This window comes from Rhizobium sp. LEGMi-198b (assembly GCF_054114205.1).
Genome location: NZ_JBSYVH010000002.1, coordinates 327,678 through 348,421, shown reverse-complemented (window position 1 = coordinate 348,421; position 20,744 = coordinate 327,678). Strand labels below are relative to the sequence as shown.

The 20,744-nt window shown below is 60.6% G+C and carries 20 protein-coding genes and 1 other RNA gene; 9 read left to right on the top strand and 12 right to left on the bottom strand.

Features of this window, described 5'->3' with window-relative positions:
- Positions 1–56 precede the first annotated feature (56 nt).
- On the bottom strand, positions 57–464 hold the full coding sequence (locus ACXHXG_RS08395) for a DUF2000 family protein (protein WP_104823530.1): 408 nt from the start codon (positions 462–464) through the stop codon (positions 57–59).
- Between the two features lie 14 nt (positions 465–478).
- On the opposite strand from ACXHXG_RS08395, the gene ACXHXG_RS08390 reads away from it, so the two are divergent.
- Positions 479–1,381: an AraC family transcriptional regulator gene (locus ACXHXG_RS08390; RefSeq protein WP_445945000.1), complete on the top strand. Its 903-nt coding sequence runs from the start codon at positions 479–481 to the stop codon at positions 1,379–1,381.
- A gap of 17 nt (positions 1,382–1,398) precedes the next feature.
- Here ACXHXG_RS08390 and ACXHXG_RS08385 read toward each other — a convergent pair whose 3' ends face one another.
- From ACXHXG_RS08385 to ACXHXG_RS08370, 4 genes are all read right to left on the bottom strand, one after another.
- Positions 1,399–2,124: an amino acid ABC transporter ATP-binding protein gene (locus ACXHXG_RS08385; RefSeq protein WP_457899013.1), complete on the bottom strand. Its 726-nt coding sequence runs from the start codon at positions 2,122–2,124 to the stop codon at positions 1,399–1,401.
- A complete protein-coding gene (locus tag ACXHXG_RS08380; RefSeq protein WP_104823527.1) occupies positions 2,102–2,761 on the bottom strand; it encodes an amino acid ABC transporter permease in 660 nt (219 codons plus the stop codon). Before ACXHXG_RS08380 ends, ACXHXG_RS08385 begins: the two co-directional genes overlap by 23 nt.
- Positions 2,758–3,429 (bottom strand): amino acid ABC transporter permease, encoded by a 672-nt coding sequence (locus tag ACXHXG_RS08375; protein WP_457899012.1) that lies wholly within the window; start codon positions 3,427–3,429, stop codon positions 2,758–2,760. Before ACXHXG_RS08375 ends, ACXHXG_RS08380 begins: the two co-directional genes overlap by 4 nt.
- A 64-nt stretch (positions 3,430–3,493) precedes the next feature.
- Positions 3,494–4,267 (bottom strand): transporter substrate-binding domain-containing protein, encoded by a 774-nt coding sequence (locus tag ACXHXG_RS08370; protein WP_245463983.1) that lies wholly within the window; start codon positions 4,265–4,267, stop codon positions 3,494–3,496.
- Positions 4,268–4,795: 528 nt separating this feature from the next.
- Here ACXHXG_RS08370 and ACXHXG_RS08365 point away from each other — a divergent pair.
- Both ACXHXG_RS08365 and ACXHXG_RS08360 read left to right on the top strand, forming a co-directional pair.
- Positions 4,796–6,208 (top strand): FAD-binding oxidoreductase, encoded by a 1,413-nt coding sequence (locus ACXHXG_RS08365; RefSeq protein ID WP_457899011.1) that lies wholly within the window; start codon positions 4,796–4,798, stop codon positions 6,206–6,208.
- Positions 6,209–6,457: 249 nt separating this feature from the next.
- Complete coding sequence (locus ACXHXG_RS08360) at positions 6,458–10,165, top strand: AsmA family protein (RefSeq protein WP_457899010.1); 3,708 nt, start codon at positions 6,458–6,460, stop codon at positions 10,163–10,165.
- Between the two features lie 108 nt (positions 10,166–10,273).
- Here ACXHXG_RS08360 and ACXHXG_RS08355 read toward each other — a convergent pair whose 3' ends face one another.
- From ACXHXG_RS08355 to ssrA, 4 genes are all read right to left on the bottom strand, one after another.
- Positions 10,274–10,486 (bottom strand): ribbon-helix-helix domain-containing protein, encoded by a 213-nt coding sequence (locus ACXHXG_RS08355; RefSeq protein WP_283050948.1) that lies wholly within the window; start codon positions 10,484–10,486, stop codon positions 10,274–10,276.
- Positions 10,487–10,595: 109 nt separating this feature from the next.
- Positions 10,596–10,790 carry a DUF4169 family protein gene (locus ACXHXG_RS08350; RefSeq protein ID WP_283050946.1) on the bottom strand — a complete coding sequence of 65 codons (195 nt, stop codon included), beginning with the start codon at positions 10,788–10,790 and terminating at the stop codon, positions 10,596–10,598.
- Positions 10,791–10,843: 53 nt separating this feature from the next.
- Positions 10,844–11,350: an SspB family protein gene (locus tag ACXHXG_RS08345; protein WP_283051280.1), complete on the bottom strand. Its 507-nt coding sequence runs from the start codon at positions 11,348–11,350 to the stop codon at positions 10,844–10,846.
- 119 nt (positions 11,351–11,469) lie between these two features.
- Positions 11,470–11,830, bottom strand: a transfer-messenger RNA (tmRNA) gene (gene ssrA / locus ACXHXG_RS08340).
- 147 nt (positions 11,831–11,977) lie between these two features.
- Between ssrA and ACXHXG_RS08335 the strand changes: the two genes are divergently transcribed.
- The 5 genes from ACXHXG_RS08335 to ACXHXG_RS08315 all read left to right on the top strand — a co-directional run bounded on the left by ACXHXG_RS08335 (position 11,978) and on the right by ACXHXG_RS08315 (position 17,779).
- Entirely contained in the window at positions 11,978–12,772 is a 795-nt protein-coding gene (locus ACXHXG_RS08335) for a thymidylate synthase (protein WP_283051278.1), read from the top strand.
- Positions 12,773–12,782: 10 nt separating this feature from the next.
- Positions 12,783–13,301, top strand: coding sequence for a dihydrofolate reductase (locus ACXHXG_RS08330; protein ID WP_457899009.1), 519 nt, complete (start codon positions 12,783–12,785; stop codon positions 13,299–13,301).
- 161 nt (positions 13,302–13,462) lie between these two features.
- Complete coding sequence (hflK, locus tag ACXHXG_RS08325; protein WP_104823519.1) at positions 13,463–14,584, top strand: FtsH protease activity modulator HflK; 1,122 nt, start codon at positions 13,463–13,465, stop codon at positions 14,582–14,584.
- Positions 14,584–15,528 (top strand): protease modulator HflC, encoded by a 945-nt coding sequence (gene hflC / locus ACXHXG_RS08320; protein WP_457899008.1) that lies wholly within the window; start codon positions 14,584–14,586, stop codon positions 15,526–15,528. The genes hflK and hflC overlap by 1 nt, the downstream gene beginning before the upstream one ends.
- 196 nt (positions 15,529–15,724) lie before the next feature.
- Positions 15,725–17,779, top strand: coding sequence for a DegQ family serine endoprotease (locus ACXHXG_RS08315; RefSeq protein WP_457899007.1), 2,055 nt, complete (start codon positions 15,725–15,727; stop codon positions 17,777–17,779).
- A 6-nt stretch (positions 17,780–17,785) separates the two neighbouring features.
- Here ACXHXG_RS08315 and ACXHXG_RS08310 read toward each other — a convergent pair whose 3' ends face one another.
- Genes ACXHXG_RS08310 through serB form a run of 3 tightly spaced genes read right to left on the bottom strand, consistent with a single transcriptional unit; the run spans position 17,786 to position 19,845 of the window.
- Positions 17,786–18,364, bottom strand: a complete 579-nt coding sequence (locus ACXHXG_RS08310) for a GNAT family N-acetyltransferase (protein ID WP_457899006.1) — start codon at positions 18,362–18,364, stop codon at positions 17,786–17,788.
- Positions 18,361–18,924: a GNAT family N-acetyltransferase gene (locus ACXHXG_RS08305; RefSeq protein ID WP_104823516.1), complete on the bottom strand. Its 564-nt coding sequence runs from the start codon at positions 18,922–18,924 to the stop codon at positions 18,361–18,363. The genes ACXHXG_RS08310 and ACXHXG_RS08305 overlap by 4 nt, the downstream gene beginning before the upstream one ends.
- A gap of 30 nt (positions 18,925–18,954) precedes the next feature.
- Positions 18,955–19,845, bottom strand: coding sequence for a phosphoserine phosphatase SerB (serB, locus tag ACXHXG_RS08300; RefSeq protein WP_457899005.1), 891 nt, complete (start codon positions 19,843–19,845; stop codon positions 18,955–18,957).
- Here serB and miaA point away from each other — a divergent pair.
- The gene (miaA, locus tag ACXHXG_RS08295; protein WP_457899004.1) at positions 19,844–20,740 is read left to right on the top strand and encodes a tRNA (adenosine(37)-N6)-dimethylallyltransferase MiaA; all 897 of its coding nucleotides are present in this window, start codon (positions 19,844–19,846) and stop codon (positions 20,738–20,740) included. The two genes, serB and miaA, sit on opposite strands and share 2 nt — an antisense overlap.
- Positions 20,741–20,744 lie beyond the last annotated feature (4 nt).

Sequence of the window (20,744 nt, the reverse complement as noted above, 5' to 3'; positions counted from 1 at the left end):
TCAAACAAGGACGGCCGGGTTTTGCGACCCGGCCGTTTTGTTTGACCGCTGCCCGTTCACGAGTGCATCGTCGCGCCTTTGGTGATCTTGTCGACGATCTTCTTGTCCGCGCGCAGCGCGATGCCAACCACCTTGGCGTCCTCAGGCGTAAATTCGGAGAAGACGGCGCGATTGGCGACATCGTGGCCGGTTGAGAACATTTCCTCGATGAAGATCGAGGAGGTGACGTTGCGCTCCAGCGAGCGGCGATGAATCGTGCTCATGGTTTCTTCGTTGGCCGACAATACGATCATCGGCTGGATCGATAGCGCGTTGTAGAGGTTGCCGGCGCGATCGCGATAGGGTTCGCCGATCATGTCAGGAAATTGCCCGGCAATGCCGGTCGCCAGGAAAGCAGTCACGTTCAGTTTCTGCCAGGATTCAAGATTGCTTCGCAGAACGATCGCGATTTTGGTATTGAACATGGGTGATCTCTCTTATGCAGTCTGGGAATGAGCCTTTGCGCGAGGATGTTGCCGGCCATATCTTCGAAGGTCTTGAACGTTCGTGCACGATGCCGGAAGCAAACCGCATCGTCTCCGCACCCGCTTACCCCGGTATCGAGCGTATTCAGGCGCAATTCCATGGTGATGCGTTCGAGCCGCACCGGCACGATACCTATGCGCTCGGCGTCACCATCCGCGGCGTGCAGACCTTCAGCTATCGCGGCGAACGGCGCTACAGCCTGCCGGGAAGGGTGATCGTCCTCCATCCGGACGAGCTGCACGACGGCGGCGCTGCGACCGACGACGGCTTGCTCTACCGCATGCTTTATCTCGAACCGTCGATGCTGATGCAGTGCCTGGAAGCCGCGCGCATTGGCCTGCCCTTTGTCGAGGACCCGGTGGTCGAGGACGATCGTCTGGCCGGCTTGCTGCTGGCCGCCCTCGGCGAGCTCGACCGCGAGCTGGATGAACTCTTTGTCGATGATTTTGTCTCACGGGTGGCTGCGGGGCTCGCTTCGCATGCACATCTGCCGCAGAAGCCGCTGGGCAGCGTGGCCTGGGGCCAGGTGAAGACGGCGCGCGATTATCTAGAGGCGCATGCCATGCGCGGCGTCCGCTCGCAGGAGCTGGAACGAATCACCGGCCTCGATCGCTTTGCGCTCTCACGGCATTTCCGCGCCGCTTTTGCCACCAGCCCGCATCGCTTCCTGCTGATGCGGCGGCTGCAACGGGCGAAAGGAATGATCGCCGATGGCGAGCCGATCGCCGAAGTCGCTGCGGCCACTGGGTTTGCGGATCAAAGCCATCTGACACGGCATTTCAAGAAGGCGTTCGGCATGGCGCCGGGCGCCTGGGTCGGCATGCTGGGAACTGCTGGGGCACCGGTTCGAGGTTAACCGGCGGCTGAGAGCTCTCAGTGCAGGCCGAGAAACTGTTTGAGTTCCGGGGTCTGCGGATTGGCGAATACATCGCCCGGCGGACCGATTTCGTGGACGCGACCCTGGTGCATGAAGACGACGCGCGAGCAGACGTCACGAGCGAACTTCATTTCGTGTGTCACCATCAGTAGCGTCATGCCTTCGCTGGCAAGTTCGCGGACGACTGCGAGAACCTCCGCTACCAGCTCGGGATCGAGCGCGGAGGTGATCTCATCGCAAAGGAGTGCGATCGGCTGCATGGCAAGCGCGCGGGCGATGGCAACGCGCTGCTGCTGTCCGCCGGAAAGTTCGTCGGGATAGGCGTCGAATTTGTGCCCGAGGCCGACGCGATCGAGCATGCGCCGCGCCATTGCCTCGGCATCGGCCTTGGAGGCCTTCTTGACGACCATCTGCGACAGCATGACGTTCCGCCCGGCGCTCAGATGCGGAAAGAGATTGAACTGCTGGAAGATCATGCCAACCTTCAGCCGCAAGGCCTTCAAATGCAGATCATCGGGCAGGAGCTGTGCGCCGGCGACCGAGATTGCGCCGTCATCGATCGTTTCCAGCCCGTTGATGCAGCGCAGCAGCGTCGATTTGCCCGAGCCGCTCTTGCCGATGATGGCGATCACTTCGCCGGGCGCGACATCGAGGTTGATGCCTTTCAGCACTTCGTTTGCGCCGAAACTCTTGCGGACTTCAGTGACCTCGATGAGCGACATTGAGCTTCCTCTCCAGGATCTGGCTGCTCTTCGACAGCGGCCAGCACAGGGCGAAATAGATGAGGGCGACGAAACCGTAGACGGTGAACGGCTGGAACGTCGCGTTGGTGATGACCGTGCCGGCTTTCGAGAGTTCGACAAAGCCGATGATCGAGGTCAGAGCCGTGCCCTTGACCACCTGCACGGAGAAACCGACTGTGGGCGGCACGGCGATGCGAAGCGCCTGCGGCAGGATGACGTAGCGCATCTGCTGGAGGTAGCCCATGCCAAGGCTGGCAGAGGCTTCCCATTGGCCCTTTGCCACGGCCTCGACGCAGCCACGCCAGATTTCGGTGAGAAAAGCGGCTGACCAAAGGATCAGAGCAACGCCGGCCGCCAGCCATGCCGGTACGTCGATGCCGAAGAGCCCAAGGCCGAAGAAGGCCAGGAAAAGCTGCATCAGCAGCGGCGTGCCTTGAAAGAGCTCGACGAAATATTTGACCATAGTGCGCGCGGCCCGGTTTTTGCCAATGCGCAGAAATAGCAAGATTGCGCCGACAGCACCGCCGCCGGCGAAAGAAATGAGCGAGAGCAGAACTGTCCAGCGTGTGGCCAGAAGCAGACCGCGCAGAATGTCCCAGGTGGAGAATTGAATCATCGGCGAACCCTGCGCGGGAAAATCAGGCCGCCCACAACGGCAAGTAACTGCCGCAGGATGACGGCCAGACCCAGATAGATTGCGGTGGAAACGAAATAGGCCTCGAAAGCGCGGAAGGAGCGCGACTGAATGAAATTCGCCGCAAAAGTCAGGTCCTCCGCGGCGATCTGCGAGACGACCGAGGAGCCGAGCATGACAATGACGACCTGCGACGACAATGCGGGCCAGATGCGCTGGAGTGAGGGCACTAGGATGACGTGGCGGAAGGTCTCGAACGGCGTCATTGCGAGGCTGGCGCCGGCCTCGAACTGGCCGCGTGGCGTCGCCTGGATGCCGGCACGAATGATCTCGCAGCTATAGGCGCCGAGATTGATGACCATGGCAAGGTTGGCGGCAGCGATCTCGTTCATGTGAATGCCGGCGGCGGGCAGACCGAAGAAGATGAAGAAAAGCTGGATCAGGAACGGCGTATTGCGGATCAACTCGACATAGGCCGCGACAAAAGGCTTGAGCCAGCGAGGACCCAGCGCCCGCGCCCAGGCGCAGGCAATACCAAGAGCGATACCGACCGCAGAGCCAACGAAAGTCAGCTCCATGGTGACGAGAATCCCCTTGATCAGAACGGGATAATAATCGGCAAGCCAGCCGAAATCGAAGTGATAGCGCATGAGAAGGTGTCTCGCTCGGCCCGGACCGCGCCATCGGAAGATGGCACGGCCGATGCTCTTTTGATCAGAAGCCGGCGGGGAGGGCCGCGCCCAGCCATTTCTGCGATATCTTGGTCAGCGTTCCATCGGCCTTGGCGGCGGCGATAATGTCGTTGACCTTTTTCTGCAGGGCGGGCTCGTTCTTGTTCAGGCCTATGAAGCAGGGCGAATTGGTGATGAGGAACTTCATCTCCGGCTTCTTCGGCGGGTTCTTGGCGAGAATGGCCGCTGCAACCACGTTGCCAGTGGCGATGAGATCGACCTGACCCGAGAGGAAGGCGGAGATGGTGCCGTTGTTGTCTTCATAGCGCTTGATCGTCGCGTCCTGCGGCGCGACCTTCGTCAGCGCGAGATCCTCGATGGCGCCGCGGGTTACACCGATCGTCTTGCCGGAAAGATCCTCGGGCTTGGCGGCCGCAACATCGGCAGAACCGAAGACGCCGTTGAAGAAGGGTGCGTAGGCGTCGGTGAAGTCGATGACGGCCTGGCGCTCGGCATTTTTGCCCAGGCTCGAAATCACCAGGTCGACCTTGTTCGTCTGGAGATAGGGGATGCGGTTGGCGCTGGTCACCGGCACCAGCTCGGTCTTCACGCCGAGCTTTTCGGCGATCAAGTTTGCCATGTCGATATCATAGCCCATGGGTGCCATGTCCGCCCCGACGCTGCCGAAGGGAGGAAAGTCCTGGGGAACGGCGACGCGGAGCGTGCCCTTCGCGGTAATATCGCTCAAGGCGTCCGCCCGGGCTGCGTGTGGGCTCGAAAGCGCCCCCATCGTCAGCATCGCCATACCGAGTGCCATGAGCAATTGTCTACGCTTCATCGAATGTCCTTCCAATCGTGGCTATGTCAAAGCTGCGGGGTAAAACGCAAGACATGTGCCAGTCGCGGGACGGCATAGTTTCCCGTCAAGCGCGTGCTTTTTGCGAGAGCTTTGTGCGGTGTAAATCGAATTCTGCCCAAAAAAATTGCAGATTTTGCATTTCGCGTCGTTTGCCATCGCTTATGAACGACAACGTGCGGCCGTATTGGTTTCCTTCGATAGCGCTGGCTGGACAGGCCGGTTCCTATTGCCCATACAACCCATGCAGGCGAGGGAGATCGGTCCGATGGCTTTGATGGGTGCTATGGCGGGCAGGGGCGTGTGGCCGCTATCGTACCAATGATTTTTCGTGCCGGTCCGCGGCCGCGCCGAATGCTTGCCGTCACCGTGTCTCGCGCAGGCAAACCACAGGCTATTTTCGTGACTGGACAGCGTCGCGCTGATGTCTCATAGAACCGCGAAAAGGGTTAACATTTCCTTTTTTGATTGTGATGGGAGATCGGAACGATGGCTCTGACTGATACGAAGGCGGGGATACGCAACGAGGCGGGCATTGCTGCCGTTCTCGGCATCCTGAAGCAGGCCTTCGGCGAGCGTTTCCAGACCGGCGAGAGCTTTCGGGCCCAGCATGCCCACACGACCACCTATATCCCGGCGCAACTTCCGGACGGGGTGGTTTTTGCCGAGACGAGCGCGGACGTGCAAACGGTCGTCAAAGCCTGCGCCGAGCACAAGGTTCCGGTTATCGCCTTCGGCACGGGTTCTTCGCTCGAAGGGCAGGTGAATGCGCCGCAGGGCGGAATATCGATCGATTTCAGCCGGATGAATCGGGTGCTTGAAGTGAATGCTGAGGATCTCGACTGCACGGTCGAGCCTGGCGTTACCCGGGAACAGCTCAACAATTATCTGCGCGATACCGGCCTATTCTTTCCGATCGATCCTGGCGCCAATGCCTCGATCGGCGGCATGGCTTCGACGCGTGCTTCCGGCACCAATGCGGTGCGCTACGGGACGATGAAGGACAACGTGCTCGCCGTGACCGCAGTCACCGCCAATGGCGAGGAGATCCGCACCGCCCGCCGCGCCAGGAAATCGTCCGCCGGCTATGACCTGACCCGGCTCTTCGTCGGTGCTGAGGGAACGCTCGGCGTCCTGACGTCGGTGACGCTGCGGCTGCAAGGCATTCCGCAGAAGATCGCCGGCGGCGCCTGCGCCTTTCCGAATGTGAAGGCAGCTTGCGACGCGGTCATCATGACCATCCAGATGGGCGTTCCGGTTGCTCGCATCGAACTGCTGGACGCCGTCCAGATGCGGGCCTGCAATCGCTATTCCAGCTTGACCTATGACGAGCGGCCCACCTTGTTCCTGGAATTTCACGGTACGGACGAGACGGTCGCGCTGCAATCGGCGCAATTCGCTGAGATTGCAAGCGAATGCGGCGGCGGGGAATTCCTCTGGACCAGCAACCTCGAAGAGCGCAACAAACTCTGGAAAGCGCGTCACGATGCCTATTGGGCATCGCGGGCTCTGGCACCGGAACTGGCGGCCCTATCGACGGATGTCTGCGTGCCAATCTCGAAACTTGCCGAATGCGTTGCAGCGACCCAGGCCGATATCGAGGAGCATGGATTGCTGGCGCCGATCGTCGGTCACGCCGGCGACGGCAATTTCCACGTCCTGGTGCTGTTCGATGACAAGACGCCGGAAGGTATCGCCGTCGTCGAGGCCTTCGTTGCGCGGCTGAACGGGCGAGCGCTCGCAATGGAGGGTACCTGCACGGGCGAGCATGGCATCGGGCAGGGCAAGATGTCGTTTCTCGAACAGGAGCTTGGCGGCGCCGTCGATCTGATGCGCCAAGTCAAGCAGGCGCTCGACCCCAACGCGATTTTCAACCCCGGCAAGATATTCCATAGTCATTGAAAAATGGAATATTGCCAAGATCTTGGCTTGCCCCCGGCGTGAATGGCGTTAGGCTAGATCATCCCGTTTTCATATGACGTCATGGAAAGCGGTGGAGATGCCCTAGATTTGCAGCATGGTCCAGGAATTGCGATGCGGTTCTGGATAGAAAGCAGGCTTAAGCCGAAGATCTGGGATGTCTTTTGCATGTCCGCTTCGCTATGTGACGCTTGATATCGTAATTGGAATGCAGAATGGAGACGGTGTGCATTGTTAGGTAAGGTCCTGGTTTTTCTGGGGGGAGTGCTCGTAGTGGTGCTGTTCGTGGCGCTGCTCGCTCCGCTCTTCATAGACTGGACCGATTTTCGCAAGAATTTCGAGGATCAGGCGAGTCGGATCATCGGAAAGAAGGTGACCGTTCACGGCACCGTTGACGCCCGCCTTCTGCCTTTTCCTTCCGTGACATTGCATGACGTCCGCGTCGGACAGGAAGCCGACGGGACGCCATTGGTGCAGATCGCCCAATTCTCCATGGACGCCGAACTGGCGCCGTTCCTGTCCGGCGAAGCGCTGATTTTCGACATGCGCGTTTCCGAGCCGAAAGTGCGTCTGCGGCTGTTGAAGGACGGGACGCTCGACTGGATGCGCGGCAGCCAGCCGGAAATCCCTGCCAAGTCGGTGGTGCTCGAGGGCGTGCATGTCGATGGCGGCGATATCCAGTTCATCGACGAGCAATCTGGCCGCACCCGGCACATAACCGGTCTCAACGCGCAAATGTCCGCCCGGTCGCTGGCGGGACCCTGGCGAATCGATGGCGATGCGGCGCTCGACGGCGAGCACGGCAATTTCAGCATTTCCAGCAGCCAGCCTGACGATAATGGCGTCTTGCGCGTCCGCACCCGGCTCTTGCCGGACCGCCATCCGCTCAATGTCGACCTCGACGGCGAATTGAAGCTGGTCAACAGCAAGCCGGATTATATCGGCATGTTTACGGCGGGGATTGAGGACAAGCAGACACATAAACCTGCCGACGAACAGGTTCAGCCCCGTGTCAAAGGTCGATTCGAGCTTACCAACGAGCGCATACGGGTTTCGGAATATCGTCTCGAAGTGGGTACCGCGGACGATCCCTATGTGGTGACGGGGGAGGCGACGCTGGACACCGGCACCAAGCCGGAATTCCTGCTGACGGCCGACGGCCAGCAGATCGACGTCAACCGCCTCGGCAACACGCAGGGCACGAGCGGCAAGACCAACCGCAATCCCACCATTTCGGCGCGCCAGCGACTAAACAGCCTGATTGCCATTGCCGCCGAAATTCCGGTGCCGCAGGTGCCGGGCAAGGCGACTTTCCGCCTGCCGGCGATCGTTGCCGGCGATACGACCATCCGCGACGTACAGCTTGATCTGGAGCCTGCCGGAACCGGCTGGAAGATCGATCACGCCATCGGCATGCTCCCTGGGCGCACCCAGGTGGAGGCCAAGGGCAATTTGATGCTGCAGGGCGATCCGAATTTCATCGGTAATCTCGTGGTCGCCTCCAACCAGCCATCCGGTCTGGCATCCTGGCTGGTGGGTTCGGTCGATCCGGCGATCCGGCAGTTGCGACAGGCCGGTTTTTCCGCCGATGTCAGCCTGCGTCACGAGGAGCAGCGCTTCGAGAATCTTGAAATCGCCGTCGGCTCGGCGACGCTCAAGGGCCAGCTCGACCGGCAGGCGCCGGCAAACGACCAGGCGCCGAGGCTTGCCGTCGATCTCAGCGGCGATGCGCTCGATCTCGATGCGCTGAGGGCGCTGACAGGGCTGTTCACCGGTCAGGATGCCGGCGAGACCTTGCTCGATCACCGGATTACGGCCCATCTGAAAGCGGACAAATTCGCCGCGTTCGGCGTGCAGGCCGACAATGTCGAAACGTCGTTTTCGATCGCCGATGGCGCACTCACGCTCGACAAGCTTGCCGTGCGCGATGTCGCCGGTGCCGAGCTTACCGCAACCGGCCGTGCCAATGGTTCGCTGCTGGACTACAAGGGGTCGGGCGAAATCACCTTCAAGGCGGCCGATCCCGGTCCCTTCTTCGATATGCTGAGCCAGCATCTGCCGCATCATCCGGCGATGGACCGGCTGGTGCGAAACGCTGCATGGTATGGAAATACCGCGCTTCGCGGCGCGCTGACGCTGGGCGGCGACCAGGGCGATGGGCTGGCGGTAACGCTTGCCGGCGTCTCCAACGGCAGCCGCGTCAATCTCGATTACCGCATGTCCGACCTGTTGGCGCTGACCGGCAAAGGGACGACGACGCTTGAAGCAACGCTCGAAAATTCCGTGACCTCGATCCTGTTTGGGCAGGCGGGCCTCGATCCGCTGCCCGTCGAAGCGGATGCCAATGGCCGTCTGACGCTGAAGGTGACAGCAAACGGCACCGATCCGGCGGATGCGGCACTCACCTTCGCCACCGACAAGACCTCGTTCACCGCAAACGGCAAGGTCGACGTGCGTCCCGCAACCTTCCTCAATGGCAAAATCGCGCTATCGCTCGAGAGTGCCGATCTTGATCCCTATTTCGTCATGAACGGCATCGGCGTACCGCAGATGGGCACGGGCTTGCCGGTCAAATTCCAGGCGAATGCCGCGCTCGATGCCGGCAAGATCGTATTCTCCGATATGAAGGGCCTGCTTGCCGACAACAATGTTTCGGGCGCGCTCACCTTCGACCGCAAGGCGCCGAACATCAAGGCTACCGGCCAATTGACGCTCGACAAGGCCGATCTCGGCTGGTTGGGCGAAGCAATCTACGGGCCGGTGACGGATGCGACGACGGGCAACCTCACCAAGGCCAAGCTGGGGCTGCCGATGTTCAGCGGGCTTGATCTCAACGTCAAGCTTTCGGCCAAGCAGTTGTGGCCGGGCATCTTCGGCCCGATCTCGGATTTCAGTACGAACGCTGCCTATAAGGGCGAGGAGCTGCGGCTGAACGACATCGCCGGCGCTTGGAACGGCGGTACGCTTAGCGGCAATTTGATGTTTGCGAACTCGGACGGCACCGGGCTGATGCAAACGAAACTCAACCTCGCCAATGGCGACCTTGCCGCGGTTGCCTGGCAGCGCGATGGCGCGCCGCTCGCCAATGGCCGCTTCGGTTTGGGACTGAGCATGGAAGCGAGCGGCAAGAGCCTGGGGGAACTGGCTGCCAACGCCAGCGGCTCGGGCGAGATCAAGCTTGGCGACACGCATGTCCGCGGCCTCAACCTCTCCGTTTTGCCGCCGCTGTTGTCGGCGACGGACCAGATCCAAGGTGAGATCACAGCCGATAAGGTGCTGCCGATCGTCCAGACATTGCTCAACAATGGCGAGGCGGCATTGCCGGCCATCAACATACCGTTCAATATTTCGACCGGCGTCATCCGTGCTGCCAATATCAGTGCCGGCAATGACCTGGCGAAGCTTTCGGGCAATGCCGAGATCAGCCTGCCGGATGAGCGCATCCGTGGCTCCATGGGCATCGATTTCAATGCCGGCAACGAGGCGCTGAGCGGCGCCGAGCCGGCATTGCGCCTCGATTTCGCCGGTCCGTTGGCGACGCCGGGTCGGACGATGGACGTTACCGACATTACCAGCTTCCTGTCGCTGCGCGCCTTCGAACGCGAGCGCCAGCGCGTCGAGCGGCTTCAGGCAAGCGTATTGGAAAAGCAGCGGCTGCGGCGCGAGGTGGCGCTCTACAAGTACACTGCCGTCGCACGCGAAGCCCAGCGTCAGCGCGATGCGGCAGTCGAGCAGCAGCGTAGCGCCGAAGAGAAGCGCTTGAGGGAACTGGCGCGCAAGGCCGAGGCAGAAAAGCAGGCGGAAGCCGCAGCCAGGGCGAAGGCGAGTGCGGAAGCCCGAGCGAAGGCGGAAGCGCAGCAATTGCCTGCTCTCAACGGACAGGTGCCGCAGACAGGGGCGCCGCTGAACTTTAACAATCTTCCCGGCATCGCCCGATAGATCATTCTCCATCGACCATGCGAAATCCGCCGCTTTCGTCGCTGGGAGCGGGGATGCTATTGAGTAGAGAATGAAGTGACTAAGCGCCCTCGTTCAAGGCGGGGCGTTTCAGGTGCGATCCTTCAGCCATTTCAGAACATAGAGCCGAAGCGCCGAGGAAAGGTTGCTTGCCGGATCGCGGCCGTCGTCGATCTCTGAGATCAGAGCCGCAAGCGACGTCCCGCGCGCATTGGCGATCGCCTTCAGTTCGGCCCAGAAGGCGTCTTCGAGGGAAAAGCTGGTGCGATGGCCATGCAGCGTGGCGGAATGTTTGCGGATCATCGGCGGATCGATCAAAAGTTCGGAAACGGAAGAGGTAATTCTAAAAATGATTCAAAATGCTGGGGTAAGCGATTGATTTCGGAGGGCTATAGACTTTCAGCTCGGTATTTCAATCGTCTGTTTTGGATGGCTCGATATGGCCGGCCTCGTGTGTTTTCGCGGCCTTTTCATTGAGCGCCTTGGTCAACTGCTTCTCCGCCTTGGTGCGGCCGAAGGTAACACGGTTCTGCTCCGCCTGCTTTTCTTTTTCCAAGCGTGTCTGTTTCTTGCGGAACTGGCGCAGATTGACGATTTCGGCACTCATCGATGGTTCCTCACGGCCGATGTGAAAAGGGGAAGCGCCTGCTTCCCCGGATGCTATTGCTTCTTGCGGAATGCGTCGAGGGAGACGACCGATCCCGGCTTCTTCTCCTCGCCGTCCTTGGCGGCCGCGGGCTCCTCGCTGCCCTCGGCCGATACCGGATAGGCGGTGATCTCGCCGGACGGCACTTCCTCGTCCTCGGCGAGCGGCACGTCGAATTCCAGCTCGAAATTCACGGACGGATCGTAGAAGCCCCGGATGGCATTGAACGGGATGACCAGCTTTTCCGGAACGTCGGAGAACGAAAGACCAATCTCGAACTGGCTCTCGGTAACCTTCAGGTCCCAGAACTGATGCTGGATGACGATGGTCATCTGCTCGGGATATTTCGACTTCAGGTGCTGCGAAATGCGCACGCCGGCCGCACCCGTCAGAAAGGTGATGAAGAAATGATGGTCACCGGGCAGACGGCCGGTGGTGCCGACCTCGGTCAACACCTTGCGGATGACCCCACGCAGGGCGTCCTGTGCCAAAATGTCGTAGCGGATATGATCCTGCCCCATACTTTCCTGTCTTTCGTTGGCCATGTTTTTTCTAAGGCTTATGCCACGCCCTGCGCCGACGGGAAACCCCCGTGCGCGAGTCAACGCCTGATCATACATAATATCGAAGAGAGGGAGAAGGTGAAGGCTTCTGTTGCCAGGTGCCTTCGAACCCCGCCTAAGAGTGCGACCCCTTAGGACTTTATTTGAAGTGCCACACTGCGATTAAGCAGCGAGACGAGCTTCCGCATAGTTGTCGTTTGCAACTACAATTTTAGCCCGATAACGGTGGTACAATGCCGAGCGAAAAGTCGATCTTTACACCCTTGTCGATCCTGTTTCGCCCCCATCAAAAGCCGGTCTTGCCCGACCAGTTTTTGGTGGAGGCGCCGGGTACCGCCCCCGGGTCCAATAGGTTTATTACACCGCTCATTTATCGCCATAGCCGGCCCGAAGACCCGCATGGCTGATATAGTGTTTTCCTCAGGCGAATGGAAGGGGATTTGTCATAAATGCTTCGCCGAAACACAGGTTTGCCATAACAAACGACGGCCGGATGGGAGAATTCCAGGGATTGTGCTTGCCCGCAGTTGGTTTCGTGGCGACTTGCCATTAAATTGAGGAGGAATGGAATCGGCGGCGGGTGCGATGAAGCAATATCTCGATCTTTTGAAGCATGTGATGGACACCGGCATCGACCGCGGCGACCGTACCGGCAAAGGCACGCGCTCGGTCTTCGGTTACCAGATGCGCTTTGACCTTTCCGAAGGTTTTCCGGTACTCACCACCAAGAAGCTGCATCTGCGCTCGATCATCCACGAGCTGCTGTGGTTCCTGAAGGGCGAGACGAATATTCGGTATCTCAAGGAGAATGGCGTTTCTATCTGGGATGAATGGGCCGACGAAAACGGCGATCTCGGCCCGGTCTACGGCCATCAATGGCGTTCCTGGCCAGCTCCGGACGGCCGCCATATCGATCAGATCGCCAATCTGATCGAAGGGCTGAAGACCAACCCGAATTCCCGCCGCCATATCGTTTCGGCCTGGAATCCGGCTGAGGTGGACGAAATGGCGCTGCCGCCGTGCCACTGCCTCTTCCAGTTCTACGTCGCCGACGGCAAGCTTTCCTGCCAGCTTTACCAGCGCTCCGGTGACACCTTCCTCGGCGTGCCCTTCAACATCGCCTCATATGCGCTGCTGACGTTGATGGTAGCGCAGGTCACGGGGCTGAAGCCTGGCGACTTCGTGCACACGCTGGGTGATACGCACATCTATTCCGACCATTTCGAGCAAGCCAGGCTGCAACTGACCCGCACCCCGAAAAAACTGCCGACCATGCGCCTTAATCCGGCGGTGAAGAACATCTTCGATTTCAAGTTCGAGGATTTCACGTTGGAAGGCTATGAGGCCGACGCCAATATCAAGGCGCCGATCGCCGTCTGAGGGGGTAGGGATGGCCGAACCGGTAAAAACCATTCTCGTCGCCGTCTCGCGCAACGGCATCATCGGCCGCGACGGGGATATGCCGTGGCGGCTGTCGTCCGATCTCAAGCGGTTCAAGGCCATGACGCTCGGCAAGCCCGTCATCATGGGACGCAAGACGTTTCAGTCCATCGGCAAGCCGCTGCCGGGCCGGCCCAACGTGGTGATCAGCCGCGATCTCGGCTTTTCCGCCGAGGGCGCGCAGATGGCGCATTCGCTGGATGAAGCTATCGATATTGCAAGCCGCCTTGCGGCAGAGAGCGGAGTTGACGAGATCTGCATCCTCGGTGGCGGTCAAATATATCGGCAGGCGATCGACCTTGCCGATCGGTTGCTGATCACGCATGTGGAAGCCGAGGTGGATGGCGACACGTCCTTTCCGGCGATTGATCCGGCCCTATGGCAGGTCGAAAGCGAGCTTGCCATACCGGCCGGCGAAAAGGACAATTATCCGACGCGTTTCGTCAGCTATTTCAGGCGAAAAGCATAAAAGCTGCCCGCGAAAATCAACTATTTTCCAATAAATCCGACGAACTTCCTGAAGTTGCGTTGAAAGCAGATGCGCCGATACCTATAACGGGAGACAATCGCCGCCGCCTGCGAATTTCAAAGTCTGCGCGATACTGGGAGTCCACAAACAAAGAGGTTTTGATGCCCTGGAGCAATCAGAATGGCGGCGGCGGCCCGTGGGGCGGCGGTGGCGGCGGAAATAATCAGGGGCCTTGGGGGCAGGGACCGAACCGGCCGCGGGGAAGCGGCAGCGGTGGCCCACCGGATCTTGAAGACATTATTCGCCGTGGCCAGGACCGTCTGAAGGGGCTCGTCCCCGGCGGCTTCAACGGCGGCGCCTTTGTCATCGTCGCGGCGGTCATCGTCGTTTTCTGGCTTATCCAGTGCGTCTATACGGTTCAGCCGGACGAGCGCGGCGTCGAATTGCGTTTTGGCGAGCCTCGCCCGGAAGTATCCATGCCCGGCCTGCATTTCCATTTCTGGCCGATGGATCGCATCGAGATCGTCAAGGTTACCGAACAGCAGCGCAATATCGGCGGCCGTTCGAGCTCGAGTTCGAATGCCGGCCTGATGCTGACGGGCGATCAGAACATCGTCAACGTGCAGTTCTCGGTGCTCTACACAGTCACGAACCCGCAATCCTACCTCTTCAACCTCGAAACTCCCGACGAGACGCTGCAGCAGGTTGCCGAAAGCGCCATGCGCGAGGTGGTTGGCCGCCGTCCGGCCCAGGATATCTATCGCGACAATCGCCAGCAAATCGCGATCGAGGTAAGAAACATCATTCAGGATACGATGGACCGATATGGCTCGGGCATTTCCATCAACGCCATACCGATCGAGGATGTGTCGCCGCCGCGCGAAGTGGCCGATGCCTTCGACGAGGTGCAGCGCGCCGAGCAGAACGAAGACCAGCAAGTTCAAGAGGCCAATCAATACGCCAATCAGAAGCTCGGTCAGGCTCGTGGTCGTGCGGCGCAAATCCGTGAAGACGCGGCTGCTTACAAGGACCGTGTCGTCAAGGAAGCCCAGGGTGAAGCGCAGCGCTTCGTCTCCATCTATGACGAATACGTGAAAGCGCCGGAAGTGACCCGCAAGCGGCTGTTCCTCGAAACCATGGAGTCCGTTATCGGCAATTCCAACAGCATCATCATCGACGACAAGCAGGGCGTCGTGCCCTACCTGCCGCTGAACGACCTCGGCAAGCAATCCACGACGCAGTCGGGTAAGCCCGCGACCGCACCTCAGCCGGAGGCCAAATAATGACGTCCAGCCGTTTGCCAGCCATTCTCATCGCGCTCGCGGTGGTGCTGCTGATCGTTTATTCCTCGGTTTTCGTGGTCAATGCCCGCGAACAGGCGATCGTTCTGCGCTTCGGCCAGATCCGTGCCGTCAAGACGGAGCCGGGCCTCTACTTCAAGCTGCCCTTCGCCTTCATGGATGCCGATCGGGTGCAGTATATACAGGACCAGGAGCTGCGCTTCGATCTGGACAATATCCGTGTCCAGGTTTCGGGCGGCAAGTTCTATGAGGTCGATGCTTTTGTCGTCTACAGGATCACCGATGCGCGGAAGTTCCGCGAGACGGTGTCGGGTGATCGCGATGCGGCGGAATCGCGCCTCAGGACCCGCCTCGATGCATCGCTGCGCCGGGTCTACGGTCTGCGCGGTTTCGAAGCTGCCCTATCGAACGAACGCGCTTCGATGATGACGGAAGTGCGCGACGACCTGCACCGCGATGCAGAGTCCCTCGGGCTGAATATCGAGGATGTGCGCATCCGCCGTACCGACCTGACCCAAGAGGTGTCGCAGCAGACCTACGACCGCATGAAGGCCGAACGCCTGGCGGAAGCGGAGCTGATCCGCGCCAGAGGTAACGAAGAAGGCCAACGCCGCCGCGCCATTGCCGATCGTCAAGTGGTCGAGATCGTGGCGGACGCACAGAAGGATTCGGAGGTCCTGCGCGGTCAGGGCGAGGCCGAGCGCAACGGCATCTTCGCCGATGCCTCCTCGCGCGATCCGAGCTTCTACGAGTTCTATCGCTCGATGGCCGCCTATCGCACGTCGCTTGCTTCAGGGGGCAAGACGTTGGTGCTGCCGCCGAACCAGTCGGAATTCTTCAAGTATTTCGATAGTTCGGTCGGTTCGGCTCCTGCAGCGGGTGCCCCGGCGCTGGCTGCGCCGTCCACGACGACGCCTGCGAAATGATGTGAGGCGACTTGCCGAAATCCAAGGGGCTGCCTGTCGGCGGCCCCTTGTCTTATGTTTGATGGCATCAATCTTACCTTGAATAAAAAGGCCGGATGGACGTTCGGAGATTTCGCAAAAAGGTGATTTCACGCTTCATCATTCCGCCTTATGTTGATGCTTATACAAGACTTCCCTTTCTCGATGAGGATGCCTGATGGCTTTGACCAATCGCCTGCCTTTCAGACGTTCGTTCGCTCTTCTGGCCAGTGTGGCGCTGATTGCCGGTCCCACCCTTGCAGGCGTCGATCGGGCGTATGCGCAGACGACACAGACGCCTTCGACGGATACGACGACGCCGAATAGCGGCGCGGCTCCAGGCGCACAGGCTCCGGCCAACTCCACCCCCACGACCGACGCGCCCGCGTCAGGCTCGGGTACGGCGCCGGCGACCGGTTCGTCGGCTGCGCCAAGCGGCGAGACGAGGACCGACACACAAGCGCCAGCCAATTCCGGGACGACAGCGCCGGCAACAACCGGCGAGACGGGTCAGGCTCCAGCCACGGGCTCTGCCAGCGCACCCAACGGCAATGCCGTGTCCGGCACGCAGCCGCCCGCGACCTCCAACGGCCAGACCCCAGCCACGGCGACCAATCCGGCGCAGGCTCCGTTGGGCGGCTCGACGGCAACGACGACCGAAAATCCAGCCGTCGTGCCCAACACGCCGCCGCCGGTCACGGGCAATCCGGCAATGAATGCCGGCCCGGCTTCGGTTGCGGATCTGGCATCCGGTCTGCTGGACGCAGTGGTCAACATTTCCACCTCCCAAAAGGTCAAGGATGAGGGCGATGGCCCGGCGACACCCAAGGTGCCGGACAACTCGCCATTCCAGGAATTCTTCAACGACTTCTTCAAGAACCGGAACAACGAAAACAGCAACCGCAAGGTCAGTTCTCTCGGTTCCGGCTTCGTCATTGATCCATCCGGCTATATCGTCACCAACAACCACGTCATCGAGGGCGCCGACGATATCGAAGCGATCTTCCCGAACGGCACCAAGCTGAAGGCGAGGTTGATCGGCACCGACACCAAGACCGATCTTTCCGTGCTCAAGGTGGAACCGAAGCATCCGCTGATAGCAGTGAAATTCGGCGATTCCAGCAAGATGCGGATCGGCGACTGGGTGATGGCGATCGGCAATCCATTCGGCCTGGGCGGCTCGGTGACCGTGGGTATCGTGTCGGCCCGTGGCCGCAATATCAATGCCGGTCCCTATGATAATTTCATCCAGACGGATGCGGCGATCAACAAGGGCAATTCCGGCGGGCCGCTCTTCAACATGAAGGGTGAGGTGATCGGCATCAACACGGCGATCATTTCGCCGAGCGGCGGCTCGATCGGCATCGGCTTCGCCGTGCCGTCCGAACTGGCCGAAGGTGTCGTCAAGCAGCTCATGGATTTCGGCGAAACCCGTCGCGGCTGGCTCGGCGTGCGCATCCAGCCGGTTACCGACGATGTTGCCAACAGCCTCGGGCTCGACAGCGCCAAAGGCGCGCTGGTGGCGGGCGTCATCAAGGGCGGACCGGTCGATAACGGCTCGATCAAGGCCGGCGATGTCATCCTGAAGTTCGATGGCAAGGATGTTGACGAGATGCGCGACCTGCCGCGCGTTGTCGCCGAAAGCCCCGTCGGCAAGGAAGTCGATGTCGTCATCATACGCGACGGCAAGCAGCAGACCGTCAAGGTTACGCTTGGCCGGCTCGAGGACAGCGACCAGGCAGCCGCAGCCAGTGCCGGCGACAGCAATCAGGGCGACAAGGGCGGCGGCGACAAGGCACCCCAGCTTGCGCCCAATGATCATGGCGGTCGCGACGGCGTCATCAATCCCGACGAGGGGGATGAAGACGATGACGGAGCGGACGGCCAGGACCAGGACAACGATCAGCAGCAGCAAGCGCCGCAGCCGCAGGCTACCCAGGACGTGCTCGGCATGAGGCTTGCGACCCTCAATGCCGAAAACCGCAAAAGCTTCGGCATTGCCGACAGCGTCGACGGCGTGGTGATCACCCAAGTCACTCCGGGTTCGGCCGCAGCGGACAAGGGGCTGAAGCCCGGCGAAGTCGTCGTCGAAGTGGCGCAGGAATTCGTGCAGACGCCGACGGCTGCCTCGGAAAAGGTCGCAGCGTTGAAGCGGGAAGGTCGCCGCAATGCGCAGATGATGATCGCCTCTCCGAATGGCGATTTGCGTTTCATCGCGGTAGCGCTGGAATAGGCTGCTTCAACGTTCCGTAGCCTGCATCTGCCGCTGGCGCCATTCTGCAGCGCCGAGGCGATAGAGCGCATGGCGCTTCAATTGCGGCTGGGTGGCGGGAATGTCGGGGTGGTCGAACGTGCCGGCCGGATCCGGGCGCATGCCGATCCTTTGCATGACGGCCAAGGCGCGGTGATTGTTGTGCACGGCGATGGACACGATTTCATCGAGTTTCAGCGTCTCGAAACCATGGCGCAAGAAGGCGAGGCCTGCCTCGCTGGCATAGCCCTGACGCCAATGCCCTGCTGAAAGTCGCCAGCCGATTTCGACGGCATTTTCGGGAAGGAACGGTTCAAGTTTCGGCCTTGAAAGGCTGCTGAGGCCGATCGGCTCGCCGCTCTGTTTCAATGTCAGCGCGAGAAGATCGAAACCGTCTTCCGGCGTCAGTCCGCTGATCATGTCGAAGACGGCATCAGCGTCTTTACGGCTGCGGCGGAAGGGAAAGAATTCGAGGACATCGGGATCGGAACTCAGTTCATAGAAGAGTTCGCGGTCGCTTTCCCGGCACGGGCGCAGGATGAACCGCGGCGTCTCGATGATCGTCATTGCAGGGCGCGCCACTCGGCTGCGGTGAGGCGATAGAGCACGTGACGCTGCAGGTGAGGGTAGGTATCGGGAACGCCGGGGTGGTCGAAATCCCCGCCTTCGACCCGATGCATGCCGATCCGCTCCATTACCGATGTCGAGCGGATATTATTATGAACCGCGAAGGATACGATCTGGTCGAAATCAAGCGTTTCGAAGCCGTGGGCAAGCAATGCCCGCGCCGCCTCGCTGACAAATCCCTTGCCCCAATATCGCGCCGCAAGCCGCCAGCCGATCTCGACGGTACCCGCCGGCACGAACGGTTCCAGATGATTCGTCTGCGCCAGTCCGCAAAAGCCAAGCGCCTCACCACTTGCCTTGAGCTCCAGGGCATAGAAGCCAAGCCCGGTCTCAGCGATCATGGATTGGACGCGCTCGAAAAAGGCGTTGGCTTCCTCACGATTGCGGCGGAATGGAAAGAACTCCATGACGGCCTCGTCGGAGTTGATCTCGTAGGCGAGTTCGCGATCCGCCTCGCGCCAGTTCCGGATGATGAGTCGGTCGGTTTCGGTGATGATCATCTGAGCCCCGATCCCGGCGATTGCGCCGTTCTATGGTTTGATGAAATCCGTTTTCCGGTAGCCCTGGATGTAGAGCAGGGCGGTCAGGTCGCCGTGGTCGATGCGCATCTTGGCCTGGGCAGCCACGGTCGGTTTGGCGTGCAGGGCGACGCCGGAGCCGGCGAGTTGCAGCATGCCGAGATCGTTGGCGCCATCGCCGACTGCCATCGCGTCATCCGGGGAGATACCGAGCTTTTCGGCAATAGCGTTGAGTGCGTCAACCTTGGCTTGCATGCCGAGAATGGGTTCGGCGACAAGGCCGGTCAGCACGCCATCATCTTCCAGCAGGACGTTGGCGTGGTTCTCGTCGAAATCCAAGGCGGCCGCGATGCGGCTCGTAAAGATGGTGAAGCCACCGGAGACGAGGGCGCTGTAATAGCCCTTGGCTTTCATGGTGGCGATCAGTTCCGCCCCGCCGGGAGTGAGGGTGATGCGTTTGGCGATGACGTCATCAACGACGGAGAGCGGCAGGCCCTTCAGCAGGGCCACGCGCTCACGCAAAGCCGGCTCGAAGGCGATCTCACCATTCATGGCGCGCGCGGTGATGTCGGCGACCTTTTCCTTCAATCCGACCTCGGCGGCCAGTTCGTCGATGCATTCCTGGCCGATCATGGTGGAGTCCATGTCGGCGATCAGCAATTTCTTCCGGCGCGTCTCCGCCTCCTGGATGACCAGGTCGATCGGCGCGCCGGCAATGACGGCGAGAATGTTGGCTTCCGCTGCCCGCAGGTCGGCGTCGTCGCGCAGCGCAATATCGCAGGCGATGCCGTCAGCCAGCCAATAAAGTCCCAGCGCCTTGACGGCGTCCGCCGCCGGCTCGGCGATTGCCGGAACGAGAACGGGGTTTGACGGATTGGCAATAAGCGTGGCAACGAAGGCCATGAGCAGAAACCTTATAAGCGATATCGACGCGATCCTGATAACCGGGCCGACCGCCAGCGGCAAGTCCGCGCTTGCCGTGGAATTGGCGCGCGCGCATGACGGCGTGGTCGTCAATGCCGACAGCATGCAGGTCTACGACACATTGCGCGTGCTGACGGCCCGGCCGTCCGAAGCAGAGATGCAAGGCATTCCTCACCATCTTTATGGTCATGTGCCGGCAGGGAAAGTCTACTCCACCGGCGCCTGGCTGCGCGAGGCTGCCGCGTTGGTGGCGCAATTGCGCGATGAGAAACGGCTGCCCGTTTTTGTCGGCGGCACCGGGCTCTATTTCAAGGCTCTGACCGGCGGGCTTTCCGACATGCCTGAGATCCGCGGAGAGATTCGCAACCACCTGCGGGAGCGGTTGTTGATGGAGGGAGCCGAGGCGCTGCATCGGGAGCTTGTTATTCGCGATCCAGCCGTAGCGGAAAGTCTCAATTCTCAGGATGGCCAGCGCATCGTGCGTGCCCTGGAAGTGATCGAGGCGACGGGACAATCCATCGCCGCTTTTCAGGGCAAGACCGGTCCCGTTATCGTCGATGCCGATCGTGCGCGAAAGATCATCGTGCTGCCGGATCGCGCGGTCTTGCATCAGCGCATCAACGGCCGTTTCGAAAAGATGCTCGCCATGGGTGCTGAAGATGAAGTGCGGGCCTTGCTGGCATTGAAACTGCCGGACGAGATGCCCGTCATGAAGGCGATCGGCGTCACGCAGATTGCTGCGATGCTACGCGGCGAGATGACGCGTGAGGAGGTTCTTGAAACCGGTGCTGCCGCGACGCGGCAATATGCCAAGCGGCAGATGACCTGGTTTCGCAATCAGATGGATGAAAGCTGGGAGCGGATTAGTCCGTAGTCCG

What these genes read in the sequence shown, in the direction of transcription:
- ACXHXG_RS08355 (WP_283050948.1), bottom strand. Translation starts at nt 10,486, where the DNA reads ATGATCCGCAAACATTCCGCCACGCTGCATGGCCATCGCACCAGCTTT.
- ACXHXG_RS08330 (WP_457899009.1), top strand. Translation starts at nt 12,783, where the DNA reads ATGGCCGAACCGGTAAAAACCATTCTCGTCGCCGTCTCGCGCAACGGC.
- ACXHXG_RS08335 (WP_283051278.1), top strand. Translation starts at nt 11,978, where the DNA reads ATGAAGCAATATCTCGATCTTTTGAAGCATGTGATGGACACCGGCATC.
- hflK (WP_104823519.1), top strand. Translation starts at nt 13,463, where the DNA reads ATGCCCTGGAGCAATCAGAATGGCGGCGGCGGCCCGTGGGGCGGCGGT.
- ACXHXG_RS08365 (WP_457899011.1), top strand. Translation starts at nt 4,796, where the DNA reads ATGGCTCTGACTGATACGAAGGCGGGGATACGCAACGAGGCGGGCATT.
- ACXHXG_RS08395 (WP_104823530.1), bottom strand. Translation starts at nt 464, where the DNA reads ATGTTCAATACCAAAATCGCGATCGTTCTGCGAAGCAATCTTGAATCC.
- ACXHXG_RS08350 (WP_283050946.1), bottom strand. Translation starts at nt 10,790, where the DNA reads ATGAGTGCCGAAATCGTCAATCTGCGCCAGTTCCGCAAGAAACAGACA.
- ACXHXG_RS08345 (WP_283051280.1), bottom strand. Translation starts at nt 11,350, where the DNA reads ATGGGGCAGGATCATATCCGCTACGACATTTTGGCACAGGACGCCCTG.
- ACXHXG_RS08310 (WP_457899006.1), bottom strand. Translation starts at nt 18,364, where the DNA reads ATGACGATCATCGAGACGCCGCGGTTCATCCTGCGCCCGTGCCGGGAA.
- ACXHXG_RS08305 (WP_104823516.1), bottom strand. Translation starts at nt 18,924, where the DNA reads ATGATCATCACCGAAACCGACCGACTCATCATCCGGAACTGGCGCGAG.
- ACXHXG_RS08385 (WP_457899013.1), bottom strand. Translation starts at nt 2,124, where the DNA reads ATGTCGCTCATCGAGGTCACTGAAGTCCGCAAGAGTTTCGGCGCAAAC.
- ACXHXG_RS08380 (WP_104823527.1), bottom strand. Translation starts at nt 2,761, where the DNA reads ATGATTCAATTCTCCACCTGGGACATTCTGCGCGGTCTGCTTCTGGCC.
- serB (WP_457899005.1), bottom strand. Translation starts at nt 19,845, where the DNA reads ATGGCCTTCGTTGCCACGCTTATTGCCAATCCGTCAAACCCCGTTCTC.
- hflC (WP_457899008.1), top strand. Translation starts at nt 14,584, where the DNA reads ATGACGTCCAGCCGTTTGCCAGCCATTCTCATCGCGCTCGCGGTGGTG.
- ACXHXG_RS08370 (WP_245463983.1), bottom strand. Translation starts at nt 4,267, where the DNA reads ATGGCACTCGGTATGGCGATGCTGACGATGGGGGCGCTTTCGAGCCCA.
- ACXHXG_RS08390 (WP_445945000.1), top strand. Translation starts at nt 479, where the DNA reads ATGCAGTCTGGGAATGAGCCTTTGCGCGAGGATGTTGCCGGCCATATC.
- ACXHXG_RS08375 (WP_457899012.1), bottom strand. Translation starts at nt 3,429, where the DNA reads ATGCGCTATCACTTCGATTTCGGCTGGCTTGCCGATTATTATCCCGTT.
- miaA (WP_457899004.1), top strand. Translation starts at nt 19,844, where the DNA reads ATGAGCAGAAACCTTATAAGCGATATCGACGCGATCCTGATAACCGGG.
- ACXHXG_RS08315 (WP_457899007.1), top strand. Translation starts at nt 15,725, where the DNA reads ATGGCTTTGACCAATCGCCTGCCTTTCAGACGTTCGTTCGCTCTTCTG.